The sequence below is a fragment of the Kitasatospora aureofaciens genome, assembly GCF_001188955.3.
Classification (GTDB): Bacteria; Actinomycetota; Actinomycetes; order Streptomycetales; family Streptomycetaceae; genus Kitasatospora; species Kitasatospora aureofaciens.
In genome coordinates this window covers 26902-51908 of the sequence record NZ_JPRF03000028.1, presented here as the reverse complement: position 1 = coordinate 51908, position 25007 = coordinate 26902, and the positions used below count along the sequence as shown (strand labels likewise).

At 74.3% G+C, this 25007-nt stretch carries 11 protein-coding genes and 1 pseudogene; 5 read left to right on the top strand and 7 right to left on the bottom strand.

Features of this window, described 5'->3' with window-relative positions; genetic code table 11:
• Positions 1–38 precede the first annotated feature (38 nt).
• From HS99_RS18995 to HS99_RS18980, 4 genes are all read left to right on the top strand, one after another.
• A complete protein-coding gene (locus tag HS99_RS18995) occupies positions 39–5555 on the top strand; it encodes a non-ribosomal peptide synthetase (RefSeq protein ID WP_050366945.1) in 5517 nt (1838 codons plus the stop codon).
• Between the two features lie 141 nt (positions 5556–5696).
• Entirely contained in the window at positions 5697–6449 is a 753-nt protein-coding gene (locus tag HS99_RS18990) for a thioesterase II family protein (protein WP_043387566.1), read from the top strand.
• Positions 6446–7714 carry an MFS transporter gene (locus HS99_RS18985; protein ID WP_030550874.1) on the top strand — a complete coding sequence of 423 codons (1269 nt, stop codon included), beginning with the start codon at positions 6446–6448 and terminating at the stop codon, positions 7712–7714. Before HS99_RS18990 ends, HS99_RS18985 begins: the two co-directional genes overlap by 4 nt.
• A 51-nt stretch (positions 7715–7765) precedes the next feature.
• Entirely contained in the window at positions 7766–12997 is a 5232-nt protein-coding gene (locus HS99_RS18980) for a non-ribosomal peptide synthetase (RefSeq protein WP_050366944.1), read from the top strand.
• A 96-nt stretch (positions 12998–13093) separates the two neighbouring features.
• Here the strand turns inward: HS99_RS18980 and HS99_RS18975 are convergent, their stop codons facing one another.
• Genes HS99_RS18975 through HS99_RS18960 form a run of 4 tightly spaced genes read right to left on the bottom strand, consistent with a single transcriptional unit; the run spans position 13094 to position 19389 of the window.
• Positions 13094–15352, bottom strand: a complete 2259-nt coding sequence (locus tag HS99_RS18975) for a pyridoxal-phosphate dependent enzyme (RefSeq protein ID WP_030550878.1) — start codon at positions 15350–15352, stop codon at positions 13094–13096.
• Positions 15342–16316: a GHMP family kinase ATP-binding protein gene (locus HS99_RS18970; RefSeq protein WP_223886138.1), complete on the bottom strand. Its 975-nt coding sequence runs from the start codon at positions 16314–16316 to the stop codon at positions 15342–15344. Before HS99_RS18970 ends, HS99_RS18975 begins: the two co-directional genes overlap by 11 nt.
• Entirely contained in the window at positions 16313–17821 is a 1509-nt protein-coding gene (locus tag HS99_RS18965) for a lyase family protein (protein ID WP_030550881.1), read from the bottom strand. Before HS99_RS18965 ends, HS99_RS18970 begins: the two co-directional genes overlap by 4 nt.
• On the bottom strand, positions 17818–19389 hold the full coding sequence (locus tag HS99_RS18960; protein WP_030550883.1) for a condensation domain-containing protein: 1572 nt from the start codon (positions 19387–19389) through the stop codon (positions 17818–17820). The genes HS99_RS18965 and HS99_RS18960 overlap by 4 nt, the downstream gene beginning before the upstream one ends.
• 86 nt (positions 19390–19475) lie before the next feature.
• On the opposite strand from HS99_RS18960, the pseudogene HS99_RS41395 reads away from it, so the two are divergent.
• Positions 19476–19709, top strand: a pseudogene (locus HS99_RS41395) (zinc ribbon domain-containing protein); the annotation flags it as partial.
• 57 nt (positions 19710–19766) lie between these two features.
• On the opposite strand, the gene HS99_RS18955 reads toward HS99_RS41395, so the two are convergent.
• The 3 genes from HS99_RS18955 to HS99_RS18945 all read right to left on the bottom strand — a co-directional run bounded on the left by HS99_RS18955 (position 19767) and on the right by HS99_RS18945 (position 24858).
• Positions 19767–20525, bottom strand: a complete 759-nt coding sequence (locus HS99_RS18955) for a thioesterase II family protein (RefSeq protein ID WP_157881836.1) — start codon at positions 20523–20525, stop codon at positions 19767–19769.
• Between the two features lie 522 nt (positions 20526–21047).
• Positions 21048–23117, bottom strand: a complete 2070-nt coding sequence (locus tag HS99_RS45065; RefSeq protein WP_030550887.1) for a HelD family protein — start codon at positions 23115–23117, stop codon at positions 21048–21050.
• A gap of 115 nt (positions 23118–23232) precedes the next feature.
• The gene (locus tag HS99_RS18945) at positions 23233–24858 is read right to left on the bottom strand and encodes an ADP-ribosyltransferase domain-containing protein (protein ID WP_030283558.1); all 1626 of its coding nucleotides are present in this window, start codon (positions 24856–24858) and stop codon (positions 23233–23235) included.
• Between the last annotated feature and the right edge of the window lie 149 nt (positions 24859–25007).

The window sequence follows — 25007 nt, the reverse complement described above, 5'->3', positions numbered from 1 at the left end:
GTGTCTCCACACCCAGGAGGAAAGGGCGTCTACGAGCCGTGGACAGCGAGTTCCCCGCCCAATCGGACGCCGCGGACGAGGATCCGTTCCCGGCGTCGAAGGTCCAGGAGCAACTCTTCCTCGCGCAGCAGACCGTCGGTGACGCACCGACCTTTCACATCCCGTGCTTCTGGGAAGTCCGGGGAACGGTCGACATCCCGGCGCTGCGCAATGCGTTCGACGCCGTGCTCACCCGGCATGAGGCGCTGCGCACCACTTTCCGCATTCACGAGCGGGGACTCCTCCAGGTCGTCCATCCGGAACCGCGCTGGGAATGGCGCCTCGCCACCTGCCGGGACGCCGAGGAACGCGAACAGCGAATGGCGCGCCACGCCCGCGCCCCCTTCGACCTCGAGAACGGGCCACTGGTACGGGCCGGACTGTTGCACTGCGCCGACGGCAGCCACGTGGTCATGTTCTGCGCCCACCACGCGGTCTTCGACGGCTGGTCGGCGAAGCTGGTCCTCGACGAACTTGCCGCCCACTACCGGGCGTTCACCACCGGGACGGAGCCCGGCCTGCCCGGGGTGAACTACCAGTACGGCGACTACTCGCTCTGGCACGACGAGTGGCTGGCGAGCCCGGCCGGTGAACGGGCCCGGCACGAGTGGGCCGAACTGCTCGCCGGCGACCTGCCGGTGCTGGAGCTGCCCGGGGACCTCCCGCTGCCCGACCCGGACTCCACCGCCGCCCCCGGCGGCACCGCGGACGTCCCGCTGCCGGCCGCGGCCGTCGAACAGCTCGCCGCACTGGCGACCGGGTTACGCACCACCCCGTTCACCGTCCTGCTGGCGGCGTACGACCTGCTGCTCGCCGACCGCACCGGGCTGCGCGACCTCGTGGTCGGCACCCCTGCCGCCAACCGCGGCCGGACCGAGTTCCAGTCGACGGTCGGCTGCTTCGTCAACATGGTCGCGGTCCGCACCGACCTCAGCGGGCCGCGGACCTTCCGGGAGCTGGTCGAGCGGGTGCGTGCCGCCGTCCTGCGGGCCCAGGACCTCCAGGCCGTACCCTTCGAGACGGTGGTGAAGGAGGTCCGGCCGCCCCGGCACCGGGGGCACCCGCCGGTCTTCCAGGTCGCCTTCACCGTCGGCGAGGACTTCTTCCAGCCGGTGCGGGCCGGGGAGTTGGAGTTCCGCCCGGTCGAGGTCCCGTCGGTCACCGCCAAGTACCAGCTGTCCCTGCAGGTCAACCGGACCGCGGACGGACCGGTCGCCGAGTTCGAGTACCGCGCCGACCGGTTCACCCCCGAGTGGATCGCCGACTTCGCCGCGAGCTACGCCCGGGTGCTGGAACTGGCCGCCGAACGCCCGGACCGACCGCTGACCGACTTCCTCGGCTCCGCCTCGCCGCCGCGGGCCACCGCCCGTACGGCCGTGGCCTCCGAGCCCGAACGCCCCCAGCCGCCCACCGCCGCCGAGGACTCCGCGCCGCGTGACGAGACCGAGCGGGTGCTCACCGAGGTGTGGGCCGAGGTGCTGGGTCGCGCCGCCGTCGGCATCGACGACAACTTCTTCGAGCTCGGCGGCGACTCCATCAGCAGCGTGCAGATCGTCGCCCGGGCCGGCGCCCGCGGCCTCGGCTTCCGGGTCCGCGACCTGCTTCGCAACCAGACCGTCCGCGAGCTCGCCCCGCTGGTGCGCACCGCGGAGCCCGCCGCGGGCCCCGCGGCCCCCGGACCCTTCGAGCTGGTCCACCCCGAGGACCGGCCGCGGCTGCCCGCCGACGCCGTCGCCGCCTACCCGCTGACCGCCCTGCAGGCCGGCATGCTCTACCGCAGTGGCCAGCAGGCGCACACCGCGATGTACCACGACGTGTTGCTGACCCGGCTGCGGGTCGAGTTCTCGGCCGAGGCCTGGCGCACCGCCGTCGCCCGGCTGCTGGAGCGCCACGAGCTGTTGCGCACCTCCTTCGCCCCCGGCGGCTTCCGCGAACCCCTCCAGGTCGTCCACCGGCGGATCGCCGAGCCGCCGGTGAGCTTCGAGGACCTGCGCGGCCTGCCGGAGCAGGAGCAGCGGGCCCTGATCGACCAGCGCACCGACTGGGAGGGCCGCCACCTGTTCGACTGGGAGCGGCCCCCGCTGATCCGCTACCACCTCGCCCGGCTCGCCGGGGACGAGGTCCAGCTGTGGACGGTGGTCCACCACGCGGTGATCGACGGCTGGAGCGAGCGGATCCTGTTCGGCGAGCTGCTCTCGCTCTACCTCACCGCCCTCGGGCGCGGCGGCCCGGCCGCCCTGCCGCCGGCGCCCGGTGCCCACTACCGCTCCTTCGTCGCCCTGGAGCGCGCGGCCGTGCGGGACGCTGAGCAGCTCGCCTTCTGGCAGGCGCAGCTCGACGGCGTCGCGCTCGGATCCGTACCGGCCACTCCGGGCACGGGGGTGCCGGACATGGCCGTGGTGCCGCGCGAACTGCCGGCCGAACTCTCCGCCGGGCTGGTCGCCTTGGCCGCCCGGCTGCAGGTCCCGGTGCGGATCGTGCTGCTCACCGTGCACCTGCGGGTGATCGCGCTGCTGACCGGCTCCGAGGACGTGGTCTCGGGTGCCGTGTACAACGGCCGGATCGCCGAGCCGGACGGGGACCGGGTGGTCGGCCTGTTCCTGAACACCCTGCCGGTGCGCTGCCGCCTGGCGGTCGGCAGCTGGTCCGAGCTGATCCGGCAGGTCGCCGCGACGGACCTCGCCGTCCAGCAGCACCGGCGCTTCCCGATGGCCGAACTGCGCGGCCGGGTGGCCGGCGCGGCCGCCTTCGAGACCTTCTTCAACTACACCCACTTCCGCAACGAGTCGGCCGTCCCCACCGGCGACCTGGAGGTCCTGGAGGAGCGCAGCCGGACCCCCACCGACTTCCTGCTGGGCTCGGAGTTCTCCCGCGACACCGGGACCGACCTGATCGGGCTCGCCCTGCGCTACGACGCCGACCGGATCGCCGCCGACGACGCCGACCGCTACTTCGGCTACCACGTGGCCGTGATCCGGGTCCTGCTGGCCGATCCGGCCGCCGCACCCACCGCCGTCCCGCTGCTGGACCGGGCGGAGCTGGCCGAGCTGCGGGAGTGGAACCGGACGGAACGGGAGTACCCCGGCCCGCGGCTGCTGCACCGGGCGGTCGAACGGCAGGCCGCGACCACCCCGCAGGCACCCGCAGTGCTGTTCCGCGACCGCGTCCTGAGCTACGCCGAACTGGACGGCCGGGCCAACGCCCTGGCGCACCGGCTGGTCGCGCTCGGCGTACGGCCCGGCGAGCACGTGGGGATCGTCCAGCACCGCTCGGCGGAGCTGGTGGTCTCGCTGCTGGCCGTGCTCAAGGCCGGTGGCGCGTACGTCCCGCTGGATCCGGCGGACCCGGCGGAGCGCACGGCCCGGCTGCTCAGCGACGCCGACTGCCGGGTGGTGCTGACCGCCGCCGGAACGGAAGGACTCCAACTACCCGGCGTGCGGGTCGAGTTCGTGCCCGACGATCCGGCGTGCGGCGAGCGGGCCCCGGGCGTCGGGACCGGCCCGGGCGACCCGGCTTACGTCATCCACACCTCCGGCTCCACCGGCCGCCCCAAGGCCGTGGTGGTGTCCCACCGGGCGATCGCCAACCGGCTGGACTGGATGCAGGAGGAGTTCCGGCTGACCGCCGAGGACCGGGTGCTGCAGAAGACCCCGTACACCTTCGACGTGTCGGTGTGGGAGTTCTTCTGGCCGCTGCGCGAGGGCGCCCGGCTGGTCGTCGCCGAGCCCGGCGGCCACTGGGACCCGGGCTACCTGGAACAGGTGCTGTCCCGGCAGTCGATCACCGTGGCGCACTTCGTCCCCTCGATGCTGCGGGCCTTCCTGGACGCCGCCGACGTCTCCGCCGCCACCGCGCTGCGGCAGGTGGTGTGCAGCGGCGAGGCGCTGCCGGCCGACCTCCGGCGGGACTTCCTGGACCGCTCCAAGGCCGCCCTGGCGAACCTGTACGGCCCCACCGAGGCCGCCGTGGACGTCACCTGTTGGCACTGTTCACGCGACGAGGCGGACACCGTGCCGATCGGCCGTCCGATCGCCAACACCCGGATCCACCTGCTGGACCCGTCCGGCCACCCCGTCCCGGTCGGCACCGCCGGCGAGCTGTTCATCGGCGGCGTCTGCCTGGCCGACGGCTACCACGGCCGCCCGGAACTGACCGCCGAGCGCTTCCGCGAGCACACCCTGCCGGACGGCAGCACCGAGCGCCTCTACCGCGCCGGGGACCTCGCCCGGCGCCGCCCGGACGGCGCGATCGAGTACCTGGGCCGGACCGACGCCCAGGTGAAGATCCGCGGCATGCGGGTCGAACCGGGCGAGATCGAGGCCGCGCTGTCGGCGCACCCGGACTGCGGCTCGGCCGCCGTGACCTTCGACGGCGAGCGGCTGGTCGGGTACTTCACCGTCCGGCCGGGCGGCGCGCTGCCGGTCGCGGAGCTGCGCCGGCACGCCGAGGGACTGCTCCCCCGGCACATGGTGCCCGCCGCCTGGCAGCCGCTGCCCGAGCTGCCGCTGACCGGCAGCGGCAAGGTCGACCGCAAGCGGCTCCCCTCCCCCGCGGACACCGGGAGGCCCACCGCACCCACCCGGCCGCTGACCGGGGCCGAGCGCCTGGTCGCCGCCGCCTGGACGGACGTGCTGGACACCGCGGACTTCGGCGTCGACGTGGGCTTCTTCCAGGTCGGCGGGCACTCGCTGGCCGCCGTCCGGCTGATCGGGCGGCTGCGCCGGGACTTCGAGCGCCGGCTGAGCGTCGCCGAGCTGTTCGCCCACGACACGGTCGAGCGCCTCGCCGCCCTGCTGGAGGCGCCCTCACCGGACGCCCCGGGCGGCTGGGACGTGCTGGCCCTGCGCCCCTCCGGCGCGGCGCCGCTGTGGCTGTTCCCGCCGGTCGGCGGCAGCGCCCTGGGCTACCTGGCCCTGACCGCCGCGCTCGACCCGCGGCTGGCCGTGTACGGGCTGGACTGCGCCGAGCCGGTCGGCGCCACCGTCGAGGAGATGGCCGCGGCCGCCGCGGCCCGGATCGGGCGGGACCACCCGGCCGGACCGGTCCACCTGGCCGGCTGGTCCTTCGGCGCGGTGCTGGCCTTCGAGACCGCAGGCCTGCTGACGGAGGCCGGCCGGGAGGTCACCCTCGCCATGGTCGACGCCGCCTTCCCCGACCCCGGGCAGCTCGCCGGACTGGACGACGCCCGCACCACCGAGGCACTCCTGCGGGACGCCCTGGCACTCACCGGCGCCCCGCCCGCCGAGTCCGGCAGCGAGGCCTGGACGGCGCGCCACCGCGTCTTCGCCGCCCATCTGCACGCCCACCACGCCTACCGGCCGCGCCGCCACCCCGGCGACGCGGTCTACCTGGAGAGCCGGGACGGCCGGGAGCTGGGCAGTGCCGAGGCCTGGCGGGCGGTGGTGTCCGGCGACTTCCGGGTCCACCGCTTCGACACCGACCACTACGGCCTGGTCCGGCAGCCGCACGTCCGGGCCGTCGGCGCCGCGCTCGGCGCCGCCGCGCTCGGCGACTGACCCGGCCGCCGCGGCCCCGGACTCCGACCGCCCGACCGCCCCACCGCCCGACCGCCCCACCGCCCCACCGCCCCATCACCGACCATCCCGACACCGACCATCCCGACACCGCAACGGCGGGAACAAGGAGTTCACGGCGCCATGCAGACCGACGCGGGCAAATGGCTGTTCCGCCAACCATCCGAGGACGCCCCGGCACGGATCTTCCTCTTCCCGTACTCGGGCACGGGCGCGTCGATGTACCGCGCCTGGCCCGAGCGGATCGGCGAGGTCGAGGTGTGCCTGGTGCAGCTGCCCGCACGGGAGAACCGCCTGCGCGAGCCGCACCCGGTCACGTACCAGAACCTGGCCGCGGCCGCCGCGGCGGCCCTGGCTCCGCTGGTGGACCGGCCGACCGGCTTCTTCGGCCACTGCGGCGGCGCCCTCTCCGCCTTCGCCACCGCGCTGGAACTGGAGCGGGCGCACGGCAAGGAGCTGACCGCGCTCTTCATGTCCTCCCAACTCGCCCCCGACGAGGAGCCGTTCGGGCGCTGGCTGTGGCTCGGGCGGGACGAGCTCGCGGTCGAGCTGAACATCCTCGCCCAGGCGGCCGGGACCAGGATGGACCCGGATTTCCTCGACGTCGCTCTGGACGTGCTGGAGGAGGACCTCGCGGCCCAGCGCCGCTACCGGCTCGACGCCCCCGAACCGCTGGCCTGCGCCGTGCACACGGTCGGCTGGAAGCAGGACGTGGAGATCCGCCCCGAGCAGCTGGGCGGCTGGACGCGGTACGTCCCGCCGGGCCGCCACCACGAGCACCTGCTGGACGGCGGGCACCACGCCTTCCTCGCCGCCCCGCAGCCGCTGCTCGACCTGATGGGCCGCGCCATGGCCCAGGCGGGAGCGGCGTCGTGAAGCTCACCGGACTGTGGGACCACGCGGACTTCCGCAGACTCTGGGCCGGCCAGACCCTCTCCATGCTGGGCACCAACATGGTCGCGGTGGCCGTCCCGCTGATCGCCTCGGTCAGCCTGGGCGCCTCGGTGTTCCAGATGGGCCTGCTGCTCGCCACCGAGTTCCTGCCCTACCTCCTGATCAGCCTGTTCGTCGGGGTCTGGCTGGACCGGCGGCCGAAGAAGATGATCATCGTGGCGGCGGACGCCGTGCGCTCGCTGATCCTGCTCTCCGTCCCGCTGCTGTCCTGGGCGCACCTGCTGAGCGTCCCGCTCCTGCTGGCCGTGGTGTTCGGCACCGGCGCCTGCAGCACGGTCTCCGACATCGGCAACGCCTCGATCCTGCCCGCCCTGGTCGAGCGCGAGGACCTGGTCGAGGGCAACAGCAAGCTGGAGATGAGCAGTTCGGTCTCCAACATCGGCGGCCGGACCTTCGGCGGCCTGCTGGTGCAGCTGCTCACCGGGCCCGTCGTCATCATGGTCAATGTCTTCGCCTTCGGGCTGGCGGCCGCCTGCACCCTGCGCATCCGCAAGCGCGAGCCGGTGCCGGAGAAACCCGCCACCGGAGACCCGTCCTCGATGTGGAAGGAGATCGGCGAGGGCCTGGGCTTCATCTTCGGCGACGCGACGCTGCGCACCCTGGTGCTGGTCACCTTCCTGGTGAACTTCTCCGCCATCGCGATCGACCCGGTGTTCCTGGTCTTCATCACCCGCACCCTGGACCTGCCCGGCATCCTGGTCGGCGCGCTGCTGGCCGGGACCGGCGTCGGCTCGCTGATGGGCGCCCTGATCGCGGCCCGGCTGGGCAAGGCGCTGCCCTTCGGCCGGATGGTGATCTGGACCACCGTGGCGATGACCGCCGTCGAACTCGTCATCCCCGCCGCGACGGTGATGCCCAAGGGGGTCGCCTTCGCGATGCTGATGTTCGTCCAGGTCGCCTACGCCGTGCTGGTGATCGCCAGCGCCGTCAACATCCGCAGCTACCGGTCCGCGATCACCCCCGACGCCATGCAGGGCCGGATGAACGCCTCCACCCGGATGATCGTGATGGCCGGCACCCCGTTCGGTGCCATGGTCGGCGGCGCACTCGGCTCCTGGCTGGGCACCCAGCTGGCGATCGTGGTCTGCGCCGGCGGCATCGGGCTGGCCGCGCTGCTGCTCGCCCTCTCCCCGGTGCGGACGGCGACCGGCATCCCCACCGAAGTCCCCGAGCCCGCCACCGTCTGACGTCGGATCAGGACAATCACCCCCCCACGACCCGGAAGGCCAGGAACGCTCGTGAACGACACCGATGCGGTCGGCCGCGCCACACTGGACGCCGTCTTCGCCCGCGCCCTGGCGGAGGAGGCCACCGCCTCGACCAGCGCCGCCCCCTCGTCCGCCGCCGTACCGGCCGCCCGCTCGGGCGACGGGCGGGCACCCGCGTCCCTGGCGCAGAAGCGGCTCTGGTTCCTGGAGCAGCTGAACGGCCCCAACAGCACCTACAACGTCCCGTTCCGGCTCCGGCTGGCGGGCGAGCTCGACACCGAGGCCCTGCGGCTCGCCGTCGGCGACCTGGTGGCCCGGCACGAGGGTCTGCGCACCACCTTCGCCGGGGACGAGGACGAGGTCTTCCAACTGCTGCTCGACCCCGAGGAACTGCCCTGGGAGCAGGTGGACCTGACCGACCTCGGCGAGGCCGCGGTGATCCGGCTGATGGAGGAGGAGAGCCGGATCCCGTTCCCGCTGGCCGGGCGTCCGCTGTTCCGGACGAAGCTGGTCCGGGCGGGCGCATCGGTGCACCACCTCGCCGTCACCATGCACCACGCGATCACCGACGGCTGGTCGGAGGGCCTGTTCTTCCGGGAGCTGGGTGTCTGCTACACCGCCCGGGTCGGCGGCGCGCCCACCGGCCTGGCCCCGCTGACGATGCGCTACGCCGACTACTCGGCCTGGGAGGCCGAGCCCGCCACGGTGGAGCTCTACCGCGGCCAGCTCGCCTTCTGGCGCGAGCAGTTGGCCCGGCTGCCACAGGAGGCCGGGATCCCGTCCGACCTGCCGCGGCCGGTCCTGCTCAGCGGCGCGGGCGCCAGCGTCACCGTGCCCGTCCCGGCGGATCTCCAACGGCGGCTGGCCGCCTGGGGCTCGGGGCACGAGGCCTCGCTGTTCGCCACCGCCGTCACGGTGCTGGCCGCCCTGCTGCACCGGTACAACGGGGAGGAGCGGGTGGTCGTCGGCGTGCCGGTGGCCAACCGGCCGCGCGCCGAGTGGGAGCCGGTCATCGGCTACTTCGCCAACACCCTGGCCGTGCCCGTCGACCTGACCGGCGACCCGACCCTGCGCCACCTTCTCGGCCAGGTCAGGACGGTGGCGGCGGAGGCGCTGTCGCACCAGAACGTGCCGTTCGACCGGGTGGTGGAGACGCTGGGCGTGGTCCGGGACCCGTCCCGCAACCCGGTGTTCCAGGTGATGTGCAGCGTCAACCAGGTGGTTCCCCCGCCGGAGCTGCCCGGGCTGGCGGTCGAGATCGTGGAGATGCGCAACGACTCCGCCAAGTTCGACCTGGAGCTCGCGGTCAGCTACACGGCGGACGAGGTCGGCTTCACCTTCGACTACGCCACCGACCTGTTCGAGCGGGCGACCGTCGAGCGGCTCGCCGCCGACTACCTGGCCCTGCTGGAGGCCTTCCTGGCCGAGGGCGTGGCGGGCGTCGGCGGCGAGGGCGTGGCGGGCGTCGGCCGCGTCCCGCTGGGCGAGCACGGCCCGGCCGAGGTGGACGGCGCCGAGGCGGAGGTCCGCGACCGGTACGGCAACCGGGCGCCCACCGGGGTGTACGGCGAACTCCTGCTGGCGGGCGCGCCGAGCGGCCGCCGGGCCCGGGTGCTGGCCGACGGCACCGTCGAGTACGCCGCCGACCCGCAGGCGCCGCTGCCCCGCCCCGCCGCGGGAGCCACCGACGGCGCTGACGGCTCCGACAGCTCCGACGCTCCCTCGACCGGGACCGAACGGGCCCTCGCGGCGATCTGGTCCCGGCTGCTGGGCACCGAGACGGTCAGCCGTCACACCGACTTCCTGCGCGACGGCGGGGACTCGCTGCTCGCCACCCGGCTGGTCGCCCGGATCCGGCGGCAGTGGTCGGTCAAGCTCTCCGTCCGCCACATCCTCAAGACCCCGGTGCTCGCCGACCTGGCCAAACTGCTCGACGAGGCCGCCGCGACCCCCGCCGAGGCGCCCGCCCGCAGCGCGATCCCGGCCGCCTCCGGCCCCCGGCCCGAGGCGCTGCCGCTGTCCATGGCCCAGCGCGGGATCTGGATCGTCAACCGGCTGGGGCAGCAACAGGCCTTCTACCACATGCCGTTGGCGGTGCGGATCGCCGGCGAGCTGGACCTCGCCGCGCTCACCGCGGCCGCGGCCGACCTCGGCCGGCGGCACGAGATCCTGCGCACCGTCTTCCCCGCCGACACCGGCGTGCCGCGCCAGTCGGTACAGCCGCCCGAGGCCGTCACCCGGGTGGTCCGCGCGAGCGCCATCCACCCCAACGGCCTCCAGCAGGCGCTGCGGGACGCGCTGGAGACCCACTTCGACCTGACCGTCGAAGTCCCGCTGCGGCTGCACGTGTTCAGCACCGGCCCGCGCTCGCACGTCCTGCTGGTGGACGTCCACCACATCGCCTGCGACGGCCTCTCGCTGGCCCCGCTCTGCCGCGACCTGGCCACCGCCTACGCTGCCCGATCCGCCGGGCAGGCCCCGAACTGGCACGAACTGCCCATCCAGTACGCCGACTTCGCACTCTGGCAGGCACAGCAGCTGGGCCGCCCGGAGGACCCGGCCAGCCCGTTCGGACGCAGCCTGGAGTTCTGGGCCAGGACGCTGGCCGGGCTGCCCGAGGAGCTCGCCCTGCCGGGGGCCCGGCCGCGCCCCGCGACACCGACCTTCCGCGGCCTGCCCACCCGGGTGGAGGCCGGCCCCGAGCTGTACCGGCGGATCACCGCCGCGGCCCACGAGCACGGCGCCAGCGTCTTCATCCTGCTGCAGGCCGCGATCGCCGCGATGCTCACCCGCCTCGGCGCCGGCACCGACATCCCGCTGGGCACCCCCACCGCGGGCCGCTCCGACCAGGCGCTGGACGAGCTGATCGGCTGCTTCATCAACACCGCCGTGCTGCGCGCCGACACCTCCGGCGACCCGAGCTTCCGCGCCCTGATCGCCCGGGTGCGGGAGACCAACCTCGCCGCGCACGACCACATGGAGCTGCCCTTCGACGAGATCGTCACCGCCCTCAACCCGCCCCGCCGGCACGGCCGCAACCCGCTGTTCCAGGTGATGGCGAGCCTCAACGGCGAGCCAGAGCCGGTGCCCGCGCTCGGCGGGCTGCCCACCGAGCCCTTCGACCTGGGCACCCCCGCGACGCCCTTCGACCTGACCTTCGAGCTGACCGAGGACCGCGCCCGCGCGACCATCAGCGGCGTCCTGACGGTCAGCGCCGACCTGTTCGACGAGGCGGCCGGGCAGGCGCTGGCGCAGCGGCTGCTGCTCGCGCTGGCCCTCGCGACCGAGCAGCCCGACCTGCCGATCTCCCACTGGGACCTGCTGCTCCCGGGCGAGCGCGAGGCCGTCCTCGGCGGGTGGAGCACCGGCGCGGCCGCGCCCGAACCGGTCACCCTCGCCGGGCAGTTCGAGCGGGCGGTGGCGGCGGCACCGGACGCGCCGGCCCTGGAGGCGGGCGACATCACCCTCAGCTACGCCGAACTGGACGAGCAGGCGAACCGGCTGGCCGCCGAACTGGTCGCCCGCGGGATCGGCCCGGAGCGCACGGTCGCGCTCGCCCTGCCGCGCGGCGGCGAGCTGGTGCTCGCCGTGCTGGCCGTCGCCAAGGCCGGCGGCGCGTTCCTGCCGCTGGACGTCCAGTTCCCGGTCGAGCGGCTGTCGTTCATCCTGTCCGACGCGCGGCCCGCCCTGGTGCTGACCGACTCGGCCGGCGCCTCCGCCCTGCCCGTCGGCGCCCCGACGACACTGCTGCTGGACGACCCGGACCTGCTGGACGCGCTCGCGGAGCACTCCGGCGAGCGCCCGGCCACCGCGCCGGTCGACCCGGCGAACGCCGCCTACCTGCTGTACACCTCCGGCTCGACCGGACGGCCCAAGGGCGTCGTGGTCACCCACACCGGGCTGGCGCCGCTGTGCGAGCGGCTGCACGAGGTGGTGACGGCGGGCGGCGACGGGGAGCAGAGCACGACCGGCGGGGAGCAGAGCACGACCGGCGGCGAGCAGAGCGCGACCGGCGGCGAGAAGCCCCGGGTGCTGCAGCAGGTGTCCCCCACCTTCGACATGTACGTCATGGAACTCCTGCTGGCCTTCCGATCCCGGGCGACCCTGGTGGTGGCCCCCGCGCACCCGGTGCTGGGCGAGGAGCTGGCCGTCCTGCTCGAACAGCGGCGGATCAGCCACGCCGTGCTGACCCCGACCGCGCTGGCCGCGCTGCCCGCCCGCGCGTTCCCGCGGCTGCGGACGGTGGTCAGCGGCGGCGAGGCGATGGGCGCCGACCTGGCGGCGCAGTGGGGGCGCGGACGGCGGCTGCACAACGCCTACGGGCCGACCGAGACGACCGTGCTCGGCACCCTGTCCGGCCCGCTGGACGGCACGGTGAGCCCGCCGCTCGGCAGGCCGGTCACCGGCTCCCGGCTGTTCGTCCTGGACGAGGGCCTGCGGCCCGTCCCGCCGGGTGTTCCCGGCGAGCTGTACCTCGCCGGCGCCAGCCTGGCCCGCGGCTACCTGGGGCGCCCCGACCTGACCGCGGACCGCTTCCTGCCCTGCCCGTACGGCGCGCCGGGTGAGCGGATGTACCGTACCGGCGACCTGGCCCGGTGGACGGCCGACGGCGAGCTGCAGTACCTGGGCCGGGGCGACGACCAGGTGAAGATCCACGGGGTGCGGATCGAGCTCGGCGAGGTCGAGGCCGTTCTCGGTGCGCACCGCAAGGTCGCCGACTCGGCGGTGGTCGTCGACGGTTCGGCGGAGGCCGGGCCGCGCCTGGTCGCCTTCGTCACGCCGGTGGACCCGGCCGATCCGGCCGCCCGGCCGACCCCGGCCGAGCTGCGGGCGCACTGCGTCCGCTCGCTGCCCCGGGCCATGACGCCCGCTCGGTTCGTGGTGCTCGGCGCGATGCCGACGCTGCCGTCCGGCAAGACCGACCGCAAGGCGCTGCGGATCCCCCCGGAGGAAGGCGCCGAGGGCTTCCTCACCCCGCCGGGCACCGCCACCGAACGGGCGCTGACCGGGATCTGGCAGCGGCTGTTCGGGACCGGGCGGATCGGGATCGACGACGACTTCTTCGCCCTCGGCGGCCACTCGCTGGCGGCGGTCCGGATGCTCGCCGAGATCCACCAGGGCCTGGGCGTCGAACTGCCGCTGAGCGCCTGCTTCGAGCACCCGACCGTCGCGGCGCTGGCGGCCCTGATCGACCGGACGCCCCGCTCGGACGCGACGGAGCCGGTCGTGGTGCGCCGACGCCGCCCCGCGCCGGAAGCCTGAAGACGGCGGGGGGCCTGAAGGCGGCGGCCGGAACGCGAAGGGGCCGGAACGCGAAGGGGAGCGCCGGCCGGCCGGCGCTCCCCTTGCCGTACGCGGCTACTGCTGCTCGGCCCGCTGATGCCCGGGCTCGACCACCACCGCGAGTTCGGCCAGCGCGGCGTCCAGGGCGGCGCCCACCTGCTCGGGGCCGTCCCCGACCGCGATCACGTGGCCCAGCCGGTCGTACGCCTCCCGGACCGGCCGCACCGAACGGCCCACGGCCGCAGTCACGGTGACCCGGTCCACCCCGGCGACCGCGCCCGCCCGCTCGACACCTTCGACCGCGGCCAGCCGGCCCGGCTCGGCGGCGATCAGGAAGCGGATCCCGGCGGAGCGCTCCCGCTCCGGGGTCAGGTTCAGCGGCAGCCCGGCGGCGGCGCGGATCTGCTGCTCCAGCAGGTCGATGCCGGTCGCGGGCCGGATCAGCTCCGGGATCATGCCGCCGGCCAGCCGGGCGTTGATCTCGATGACGGCCGGCCCGTCCGCGGTCAGCCGCAGTTCGACGTGCGCCGGGCCCCGGTTCAGCCCGACCGCCTCCAGGCTGTGCCGGGCGGTGTCGGCCATCGCCGCGGCCGTCCCGTCGGGGAGCACCGCCGGGAACAGGTGCCCGGTCTCCACGAAGTACGGCAGCTCGCTGACGGTGCGCTGGGTGATGCCGACGCAGACCGCGTCGCCGTCCGCCCAGAACATCTCCGCGCTGAACTCCGGCCCGGTCAGGAACTCCTCCACCAGCACCGTCCCGGCGCTGGCCTGCCCGCGCACGTTGCGGGTGACCGCCAGCAGCTTGCGGACCTGTTCGGTGGCGGTGGCGACGTCCCCGCACCACAGCACCTCGTGCGAGCCGGACTCGTCGACCGGCTTGACCACGCAGGGCAGGCCCACCGCCGCGACGGCCGCCTCGACCTCGGCCGGGTCGCGGACCTCGGCGAACCGGGGCTGGCGCACCCCGTGCGCGAGCAGGGTGCGGCGGGTCGCCGACTTGTCCCGGCAGGCCGCCAGCGCCGACGCCGGGTTGGCCGCCACCCCCAGCCCCTCGGCCAGCGCGGCCGCCTGGACCAGGTAGTACTCGCTGGTCGTGGTCACCCCCGCCACCTCGCGGCCGCCGGCCGCCTCCTCGGCGGCCTTGCGCAGCGCCTGCGGGTCGTCGGTGTCGCAGACCACGACCCGGCAGCCGGTCTCCGCCAGCCCCTGGTAGCGGGCCGGGTCCACCACGAACAGCACCGGCTCCAGGCCGAGCCGTACCGCCGTGGTGAGCGCCAGCATGCCCGTGCCGGTGGTGTTGGACTCCACGAACAGCAGCAGCGGGCGCTCCCGGCGGGAGATCTCGGCGTACGACCAGCTGTGCACCAGCTCCCCGTAGCGGACCGGCGTCGGCTCGGTCGCCGTACCTTCGACGGCCTCGGCGTCGGCGGCGTACACGGTGTCGACGTACCGGTCACCGCGGTCCGGCATGATGCCGACCAGCCGGGTGCCGGGCGCGGCGTTCGCCGCGAGGTGGGTCAGCACCCGGTAGACCGAGCCGGAGGTGTTCCCGGCGAAGATCTTCTGTTCCCGGGCCAGCGCCCTGGTCGCGGCGAAGGCCTCGTCGTCGGAGAGCCAGTGCACCTCGTCGATCAGCCGGTAGTCGATGTTGTCCGGGTAGAGGCTGTTGCCGAGGCCGGACTGCCGGCGGGTCGGCACGTCGGGCTGGCCGAACAGCACGCTGCCGACCGCGTCGACGCCGACCACCTTCAGCTCGGGGAAACGTTCCAGCAGGGCCCGGGACGTCCCGCACAGCGAACCGCCGCTGCCGACCGAGCCCACCACCACGTCCACCGTGCCGAGGTCGGCGACCAGTTCCTCGGCCAGGCCCCGGTAGGCCGCCGGGTTCTGCGGGTTGGAGTACTGCTGCGGCCAGAAGGCGCCGGGCAGGCCGGTCATCAGCTCGGCCAGCAGGTCCAGCCGGGCCGACTGCCAGCCCTGCTCACCCATCGCCGACACCACGTGCACCTCGCAGCCCAGGGTGCGCAGCTTGGCCAGGGTGATCGGGTCGATCCTCGGATCGGTGACGATGTGCACCGGGTGGCCCAGGTGGGTCCCCACCAGCGCCAGGCCGAGCGCCATCGTCCCCGAGGAGCTCTCCACGATCGGCGCGCCCGGCTTCAACGCCCCGGAACGGCGGGCCTCGGTGACGACCTGCCGGGCCACCCGGTCCTTCATCGCGAAGTTGTTCGCCAGCTCCAGCTTCGCGTACACCTCGACGCCCTCCGGTGCGGGCACCCGTAACCGGACCAGTGGCGTGTGACCGATGGCCTCGACGATCGATTCATGCCGCATGAGCTGGCTCCATGTCCTGAAGGTTGAGGGCCCGGACCGTGGTGGTGGTGCCGGGCAGGGTCGAACAGGCCGCCACGGCGGCGGCCAGGCGGGGTCCGTGGTCGGCGTCGTTCTCGTCCAGCAGGAGGCCCAGCAGGGTGCCGCTGTGCGCGCACACCACCCCCTCCGCACCGATCCGTTCGGCGATCGCGAGCATCGCGTCGAGGTTGCGCTTGGGCGCCAGTCGCTGGTTCAGCACCGCGCTGCGGGTCGTCACCGCCCCCACCCGGGCGAGGTCGCCCGCCCGGACCGCCGCGGCGAGTTCGGCCAGCAGGTCCGCGTACTCGGCACAGTGCGCCGGGGAGAACACCTTCGGCACCCGGTTGAACGCCACCGTGTCGAGCAGCCCGCCCTCGTCCACCGCGACCACGGTCGCCGCCGGGAGGCCGCCGAGGCGTTCGCGCAGCCGCACCTCGCGGTGCTCGAAGGCCACCACGCCGGGGTGCATCACCCCGTCGGTCGGCTCGATCGGACGCAGCCAGCGCTCGACCGCGGCCGGGGAGGTGTCCAGGCCCACCGCGGCGCCGACCGCCCGTACGGTGGCGACCAGATCGGCCGAGGAGCTGGCCATCCCCTTGCCGACCGGCAGGTCGCCGTCGAGCAGCAGCACCCCGCCGCCCGGCCGGCCGCAGGAGGCGAGCATCGCCTCGGCCACCCGCCGGGTCTTGGTCTTGTGCGAGGGGAAGACCCGCAGCGGGCCGCCCGGGTCGAGGCGGAAGCGGGCCCGGGCCCAGCGGTCGACCGGCAGCGTCACCAGGAACTCCGGGCCGCCGGGCAGGGCGCCCTGGAGGAGTTCGCCGAAGGTGCCGAAGGCGCGGGCCGAGCCGGTCCGCAGGTCGATCCCGCGGCGGGGGGCGGCGAGGGAGGGACGGCGCGGGGGCTCGGGCTGGGGCGGGGTCACCGGCTGGGGCGGCGGCGGGGTCAAGGCCGTTCCGCCGGGGTGTCCGCCTCCGCCGACGGCGCGAGCAGCGCCGCGACCCGGTCCGCCGCCGCCCGTACGGCGGCGTCCCGCTCCGCCCACCGTCCGGTCAACCGCTCGTGCTCGCCGAGGAGTTCGGTGAGGGTCGCGCGGACCTGTTCGGGGTGGGTCGAGCCGACCGAGGTCTTGGCGCGCAGCCCCGCCTCGACGCTCAGCGAGGCGGCCAACAGCGCCTCGGGACCGGCCAGTCGGTGTCCGGCCTCCTCCGCGATCGCCGACAGCAGCGCGGCGTCCCCGTCGGCCGGGGCCAGGCCCTTGTCCAGCGCGACCTTGATGTAGCGGCCCGCGATGATCTGCGCGGTACGCCAGGGCACGCCCTCGTCCAGGGTCAGCCGGTTGGCGAGGGTGAAGCCGCCGAGGAACTCCTCCTCGCAGGCCGCGCGCATCCGGTCGCTGCGGAACTCCAGCCCGGCGACCACGGCGTGCGCGAGCCGCAGCGTCGAGCGCAGCGCCTCGGTCTGCACCCGCAGGTGCGCGCCCGCCTCCTTGGAGACCTCCACGGTGTTGGTGTACGGGGTGTTGCGCTGAGCCGCCGCCAGTTCGGCCGCGCTGCCCGCCACCAGCGCGCAGCGGCCGCGGATCCGCTCCAGCACGGGGAAGTTCTTCTTCTGCGGCATCGCGGCGGAGATCCCGGAGAGCTCGTCCGGGAGGTCCAGGAAGCCGTGGGCGCTGCCGCCCCAGGCCATCAGGTCGGTGGTGAAGCGGCTGAGCGCGACGGCGAAGTTCGCCGCCTCGGCCGCGATCGCCAGCGCCCAGCCGCGCGAGGCGACGGCCACCAGGGCGTGTGGCTGGGGCCGGGCGAAGCCGAGCAGTCCGGCCATCCGGGTGCGGTCCCAGGCGAGTTCCTGGCCGGCCATGCTGCCGGCGCCCAGCGGTGAGGCGTCGATCTCGTCGTACGCCGCCAGCAGCCGGCGCACCGCGGCCAGCGTCTCGTAGGACAGCGCGGCCAGGTAGAAGCCGGGGCTGACGACCTGGGCGGCCTGGGCGTGGGTGTAGCCGGGCATCGGCACCTCGACCGCGCCCGCCGCCAGCTCGCGGACCGCCGCGTCGAAGGCGAGCAGGTCGGCGGCCAGCGCCCGCACCTGCTCCCGGGCGGACATCAGTTGGGCGCACACCTGGAGGTCGTTGCGGCTGCGGTCCACGTGCCAGGCCGCGAACGGCTCGACCGGGCCGGCCGCCACGTGCCGCTCCAGGGCGAAGGAGATGTCCGACATGTTCTCCTGCGGGTTCGCCCGGACGGTCTCCGGGGACACCCCGTCCAGCCGGGCGGCGATCGCCGCGGTCCCCGCGTCGTCCACCAGCTCCATCCGCCGGTACTCCAGCAGCAGCACCTTCTCGATCGCCACGTAGTGCCGCAGCAGGTGCTCCGCCTCGTACGCGAACTGCGGTGCCAGCACCTCCTCGTGCCACACCTCGCTCGGTATGCCGACGATCCGACCGGTCACCGTCATGACGTGCTCCTCAGAAGAACCGATGGGGCGGCCCGGCCCCCGCGGGGGGCGTCCGGCCCGGACGGTCCGCGGCCGCCGGTGGGGGAACCGGCGGTCCGTTCGTCACGGGCCGGTCGGGGCGGCCGGGTTCCGGCGGCTCCGGGCAGCGGGGACAACAGCAGGGACAGCGGCGTGGCCGGCTCGGCGAGGGCGGCACCGAGCAGCGCCAGGTAGTCGTCGAGCAGGCCGCGGGCGGTGGCGGGGGCGAACAGCGCACTGTCGTACACCAACCGCGCGGCGCGGTCGGCGACTTCCAGCAACAGGTCGTCCTCGGCGAAGCCGCACGGGGGGCCGGGTTCCGGGCCCTCGCTAGTGGTGAAGGTAAGCTGACCGACCGGGGGGAGACCGGCCCGCCAGGGCCGGTGCGGGACGTTCGCCCGGTCGTCGAACGGCACGCCGGACCGCCGGTACTGCTCCGGGACGTCGCCCGGCACACCGGACCGCCCCTGCTCCTCAGCGGCGTCGGCCAGGACGTCAAGCGACCCGTCGACCAGCTCGTCGGCCAACTGCGGGAACCGCGTGTCCTGGTGTTCCCAGGCCGCCACCGCGGCCCCTCGCACCCGGTCGACCAGCTCGGCGAAGGCCGGGTCGCCGGAGGTGTCCAGGCGCAGCACCACCGTGCCGGCCAGGGCTCCGACCAGCGGCAGCGTCTCCGGCCGGTGCCGCCCGGAGACCGGTACTCCGATCCCGTGGTCAGTCCGGCCGGACCGGCCGTGCAGCAGCGCCGCGCAGGCGGCCAGCAGCACCACGGCGGGTGCCGCGTCGAGCCGGGCGGCGCCCTTCCGCAGCGCGGCGGGCAGGCCGGCCGGGAGTTCCGAGCGGACCTCGGCGCCCGCGAAGGCCCGAACGACCGGGCGCGGCCGGTCCAGCGGGATGCCGTGGCCGGGCGGCAGGCCGAACGGCTGCTCGCGCCGGAACTCGGCGGCCGGGCGGCCCTGCCTGCGGTCGACGTAACCGGCGAAGTCCGTCGGCAGCTCGGGCAGCACCGGGGGCCGGCCCTGCTCGGACGCCGCGCACAGCTCGACGAGTTCGGCGTTGAGCAGGAACAACGAGTCCGGGTCGCACACCAGTTGGTGGGCGACCAGCACCACCGCCCAGTCCGCCGCGCCGAGCCGGACCGCGACGGCCCGCCACAGCGGCGCCCGGTCCGGGTCGAAGGGCTGCGCCGCCGCCCGGTCGGCGATTTCGGCTAGCCGCTCGGCCGGCCTGCCGTCGTCCGGTGCACCGAGGTCGGTGAACTCCACCGGGAGGTCGATCCGCGGGTGCACCACCTGCCGCAGCTCGCCGTCCAGCACCCGCAGCGAGGTGCGCAGGGCGGTGTGCCGTTCGGCCAGTTCACCGAGGGCGGCGCGCAGTCGGGCCTCGTCGATCGCGGCGCCGAGCCGGAAGGTGTCGGCCACGTGCTGGAGCAGCAGGCCCCGGGAGCGGCGGCCGGTCAGCCAGACCAGTTCCTGACCGTGGGCCGCGCGGGCGACGCGCTCCCCGCCCGCGCCGGGCACGGCCGACCCGGTGGTTCCGTCCGCCGTCACCGGAGTTCTCCCCGGACGGCCCTGGCCTTGACACGAGGGGGAACGAGTGCCTGGATCGGAGCCGCGACGCCACGGAGCGATCCTCGCAGGCGACCTTTCAGGTCTGCTCCGCGTGTGGCGTCCTGGACGGGCCGAAACCCCTCGCCGTACGCGAGTGGACGTGCGAGGCATGCGGCGCACTCCATGACCGTGATCTCAACGCCTCTCGTAACATCCTGGCCGCCGGACGGGCGGACAGGCTAAACGCCTGCGGAGGGCCGGTGGGACCCGGTGTGACGACCCCACGCCAGGCACAGCCCGTTGAAACAGGAACCCACCGGAACACCTGCGGAACGGCCCCTGTGGCGTGGACCGGACCCAGTGGACCGACCCGGCGGTCATGCCACGGGGCTCCCGATCCCGGTGCGAATCGCCCGGCTGATGGCGTCCAGGTTGTCGTCGAGGAAGAAGTGGCCGCCCGGCACCACGTGCTGGGTGAACGGCCCGGTCGTGTGCGCGGCCCAGCCGGCCGCGTCCTCGGGCCGGGCGGAGGCGTCGTCGGTGCCGACGAAGGCGGTGATCGGTACCGGCACCGGCGGTTCACCGCCGCAGTCGTACGCGTCCAGCCAGCCGAGGTCGGCCCGGCAGACGGGCAGGACGAGCTCCAGCAGCTCCGGCTCGTCCAGCACCAGTGCGGGCAGACCGCCACCGCGGACCAGCCGGTCCAGCAGCTCGGCGTCGGGCAGTCGTGACAGGCCGTCGAAGATGTCGCCGCCACGCGGGTGATCGGGCCGCGGGCAGCCCGACACGAAGAGGTGGACGGGCAGTTCGGCCCCGTCCCGGCGCAGTCGGCGGACCACCTCGAAAGCGAGGAGGGCGCCCATCGAGTGGCCGAAGAGCGCGTACGGCCGGTCGGCGGTGGCCGCGACGGCCTCCGTGATCCGCTCCACCTCCACGGCCGCGGGCTCGCCGATGCGGCGCTCCCGGCCCGGCAGGGCCAGTGCGGCGACCTCGACCCCGGGGCCGAGCGCGGCGGGCCAGCGGGCGAACATGGCCGTGGCGCCGCCGGCATGGGGGAAGCAGACGAGCCTGACCGTCGCCTCCGGACGCAATTCTCGGGAAACGAACCATTTGTCGGGGAGTATCTGGCCGTTCACGGGCGCCATCCAGGAAGTCCGGCTTTTGGCCCGAGGTCGTCCGGAAAGTCCATGGCTCCGAAGCGGCCTTTCTGGAAAAGATGCCAGAACTCATTCGATCCGTCACTGGATCGCCGCTCTGCGGAGGCCGGTTGTGCCGCCTGGTCGGTTCTGCCATCGAGGATGATGAATAGTGTGCCGATCAACCGCTGATGACTGTACCTCAGCTGAGTGAGCACGCTCAATAGTTGGCGATAACCGGCCAGCTGCCCGGCTGCGCCCCCTCCTGAATGGTCCGATTCGACAACCGGGCCACCCCGGCGGGGAATCGGGGGCGCAACTCACGGGGAAGTCGCATTGGCTTATCCGGCGCCGCCTCGCCGCAGCGCCACCGGACGGGCACGGCCCGCCCGCGCGGGGCCCGGGGCAGCCGGGGTCGGTCCGCCGGCCCCGTTCCCGCTGCACCCGGGCGCGGCGGTGCTGCACTACGCCCCAGGACCCCCGCTCCTGGCCCCGCCGGGTGCTCTGACCCCGCGGCGGCGGTCAGGGAGTGGTCAGCGGGGCCGGGAGGGGGCGGGTGTGGAGGAGGTCGAGGCGGGAGACCGCGCGGGTGAGGACCACGTAGAGGCGGTGCAGGCCGCGGGGTTCGGCCTCGGCGATGGCGGCGGGTTCCAGGACGATGACGTGGTCGTACTCGAGACCCTTGGCCAGCGCGGCGGGCAGGGCCGTGACCCGGGCGGTGGTGCCGGCGTCCTCGGCGGGGGCGGTCGGGATCCCGGCGGCCCGGAGTGCGGCGGCGGCCCGGGTCAGGGTGTCGTCGGCGGCGATCACGGCGATCGAGCCCTCCCGTTGCAGGGCGGCTCGCACCGCGGCCACGACGGCCCCGTCCAGGTCGGGCACCGGACGGACGGTCACCTCGCCGTCCGGGCGCAGTGAGAGCGCAGGCGGCACGTCCACGTCCAGGGCGCCGAGCAGTCGGTTGGCCAGCGCCATGACGGCGGCCGGGACGCGGTAGCCGGTGGTGAGCGGTACCAGGGCGGCCTGCGGCTTGCCCAGGTGGGCGAGCTGCTCGGCCCAGCTGCGGGCGGACCAGGGGGCGGTGGCCTGGGCGAGGTCGCCCAACACGGTGAGGGAGCCGAAGGCGCTGCGGCGGGCGATCGCCCGGCACTGCATCGGGGAGAGGTCCTGGGCCTCGTCCACCACCACGTGGCCGAAGCTCGCCGGGCGCTCGATCAGTCCGGCCACCTCGTCGAGGAGCAGCAGGTCGTGCTCGGACCACTTCGCGCTGCGCTCCGAGCGCGGCGGCCTGGGCCACCGTAGCGCCGCCTGTTCCTCGGTGTCGAGCACGCCGTGCGCGGCCCCGGCCAGCACGGCGGGGTCGCCGAGCAGCGCGGCCACCACCGTCTCGGGGCGCAGCGCCGGCCAGGCGGTCTCCAGGAAGGCCGCGACCGGTCGGCAGCGGCCGATCTTCTGCTGCCAGGTGGCGTTCTTGACGTCGGTCCGGCGTTCGGCCTGGTGCTGGATCAGCGCCACCACCCGGGCTCGGACGTTCTCCCGCCCGATCGCGTACGGCGCTGCCTGCTCCCGGACCTCGGCGACCAGCCGGTCGAGCCGCTCGCCGGGCACCCGCCAGCGGTAGGAGCCCTCAGGGACGACCAGCGGCTCGGAGCCGGCCGCCCGGATCCGGCCGTACAGCGCCCGGCGCAGCACCTCGGCCATCCGGGCGTCCTGCTTGACCGCGGCGGCCCGTTCCCCGTCCACCGCCGTGACCGGGCGGCTGGCGACCAGGTCCTCGACGGTGCACTGGGAGACGTCGAGTTCGCCGAGGGCGGGGAGGACTTCGGCGATGTAGCGCAGGAAGGTCCGGTTGGGTCCGATGACCAGCAGGCCGCCGCGGCGGATCCGCTGGGGGAAGCTGTAGAGCAGGTACGCGGCGCGGTGCAGGCCGACGGCGGTCTTGCCGCTGCCGGGCGCGCCCTGGACGCAGACGGACTCGCTCAGCTCGCCGCGCACCAGTTCGTCCTGCTCGGGCTGGATGGTGGCGACGATGTCGCGCATCGGACCGGTGCGCGGGCGCTCGATCTCGGCGGTGAGGATGCCGCCCGGACGGCTCGGTCCCCGCCCGTCGGCGTCGCCGAGGAGTTCGTCCTCCAGTCCGGTGAGGTCCTCCGGCAGGCCCGGACTCGACGGCGCCCAGCCGAACCGCCGGCGTCCGGCGAGTCCGAGCGGGTCGTGGGCGCTCGCCCGGTAGAACGCCCGGGAGACCGGTGCTCGCCAGTCGACGACCAGGGGCGGCACGGTCGGGTCCTCGGAGATGCGCCGGCGGCCGACGTAGTAGCGCTGCCCCCGGTGGTCCCCGGCCTCGGGGGCGTCACCGAAGTCGAGGCGGCCGAAGAAGACGGGGCTCTCCGGAAGCTCCTTCATCCGCTTGGCCCTGGTCCGCAGGTACCGGCCCAGGGCTTCGGCACTGGCACCGTCGCCGGAGACGTCCTCGCCGGCGACGACCTGGTGGTCGGCGTCCGCGACCTGCCGGGCCGACGCCGCCCGGCAGGACTCGACATAGCTCCGCTCGCGCGCCAACTCACCGTCGAGGCCCATGGCTTTTGACGTCATCGCTTCCTCCGCGCTCGGCTCGGCTGTTGTTCGGAGGAACCATCTTAACTTAACTCAGTCAACATTCTGACTTGGTCAGACAGCTTGGCCGCGGCGCTCGGCCCGAATGCGGTTCTCAGGACACCAGCGGCCCCTCCGCGATCTCGGTCAGCGTCACGGTGCACAGCCCGCCGCGCTGCGCCTGCACGTCCGTGACCTCCAGCTGGGTGCCGGGCAGCAGGATGTACTCCTCCTCGCCCGTGAACGCCGAGAAGCGCTGGATGCCCGTGGCGCGCAGCGGCCGCACCTCGAACAGCGTCCGCTTGCCCCGGCTGCCCAGGAAGGACTTCGCCACGCCGAGCTCGGACGTGCAGGAGGACACGCCCCACCACGTGACCGTCCGTCCGAGCGGGTACTGCTTGCGCAGGTCCAGCGACACCCCGCGCCAGAGCGGTTCGGTGCGGACCGGCAGCTGGGCCACCGCCGCGAACAGCAGCCGCAGGTACGGCAGGTACGGGACGAGCCGACCGCGGTCCGGCGAGCGCAGCACCGCATTGATCTCCCGGTAGAACGCGGACTCGCAGGTGTAGAGGTACAGCGCGGCGATCGCGTCGGCGGACAGGCCGGAGGCCGCACCCTCGTCCGCCCGCCGCTTGCCGAAGTCGTGCGACAGCGCGACGTGCCGGTCCAGGCCGCGGAGCAGCCCGGCGACCGGGGCCACGGCATCCCGGAAGTCCATCAGCGGCGTTTCGAACACCCCGCTGATGGCGGGGAGTTCGAGGCCCTCGTCCTTGACGCTCGCCAGGCGGTCCAGGTAGAGCTGGTGCAGCTCCATGGTGGAGGCGATGAACGCGCCCATCCGCTCGGCGACCCCGCCGTCCGCGCCCTCACCCTGTGCCGCGGCGTCGTTCCAGCCCTTGCTGGGCAGCCAGTCGATCTCGTCCGCGCCGAGCGAGGTGAGGGCGGCGTTCACCGTGGCGAAGTGGTCGTTGTCGCAGAAGATGTCGCCCTGGGCCGCCGGGTTGGCGTGGTCGATGTGGCGGACCTGCACCTCCGGGTACTTCTTCTCCAGCCGCTGCACGACGCTCTTCAGGCTGCGCGCGTGCGCACCCCACCAGGCGAAAACGACGCCCCGGTCCTCCTCCCCCGCCTGCTGCTTGGCCCGGAGGATCTCCTCGACGATCCGCTCGGCCACCGGCCGCCAGAACCCGGTGTGCTCGTCCGGACCCATCGAACCGTCGGCGCTGGCGGTGAGCGCCGCGTTCAGCAGCAGCACGCCCTGGGTCAGCATCGCCTGGAACCACTCCGGCGGCTGGACCGTCTCCTCCTTCTTCAGCAGCGCGCGGACGTCCGCGATCGGCGTCTTCTTGGGTATGCCGTACTTCCACATCGCCGCGGCCTTGATGATGCAGCGAATGCTGATCACCCGGCCGAACTGGCTGTCCTTCCAGTCGTGGAAGGCGTTGTCGAACATGGCGATGCCGGTGGCGCTCTCCGGCCGCGGGTACGGGTTCTGGCCGAAGACCACCACCCTCCACTTGTGCGGGGCCTGCGGCTTGAGCGCCTGGAAGGTCAGCTCGCGGACCGGCACGACCTCCGGACTGCGGCCCGCGCCGATGAACGAGGCCGCGCCGGGCCGCGCCTCGATGACCGGCTTCAGCACCGGGAGCCACGGCTCGCCGCCGCCGCGGAAGAGTTCCGCGAGGGCCAGCGGGTCGTTCGGGTCGGGCTGGACGGGGGTGGGGGAATCGGCAGCGCTCATGGCGGTACTCCGGCTGGATCGGAACACGGAAAAGTCGTACGGACCTTCGCATGACTGCCCGTCAGCTCCCTGGCGGACAGCACATTCCTAACAGCGGGCACTGACAATCCGGCGCGACCGGTCGACGGCGGGCGGATTGTCAGTGCCTG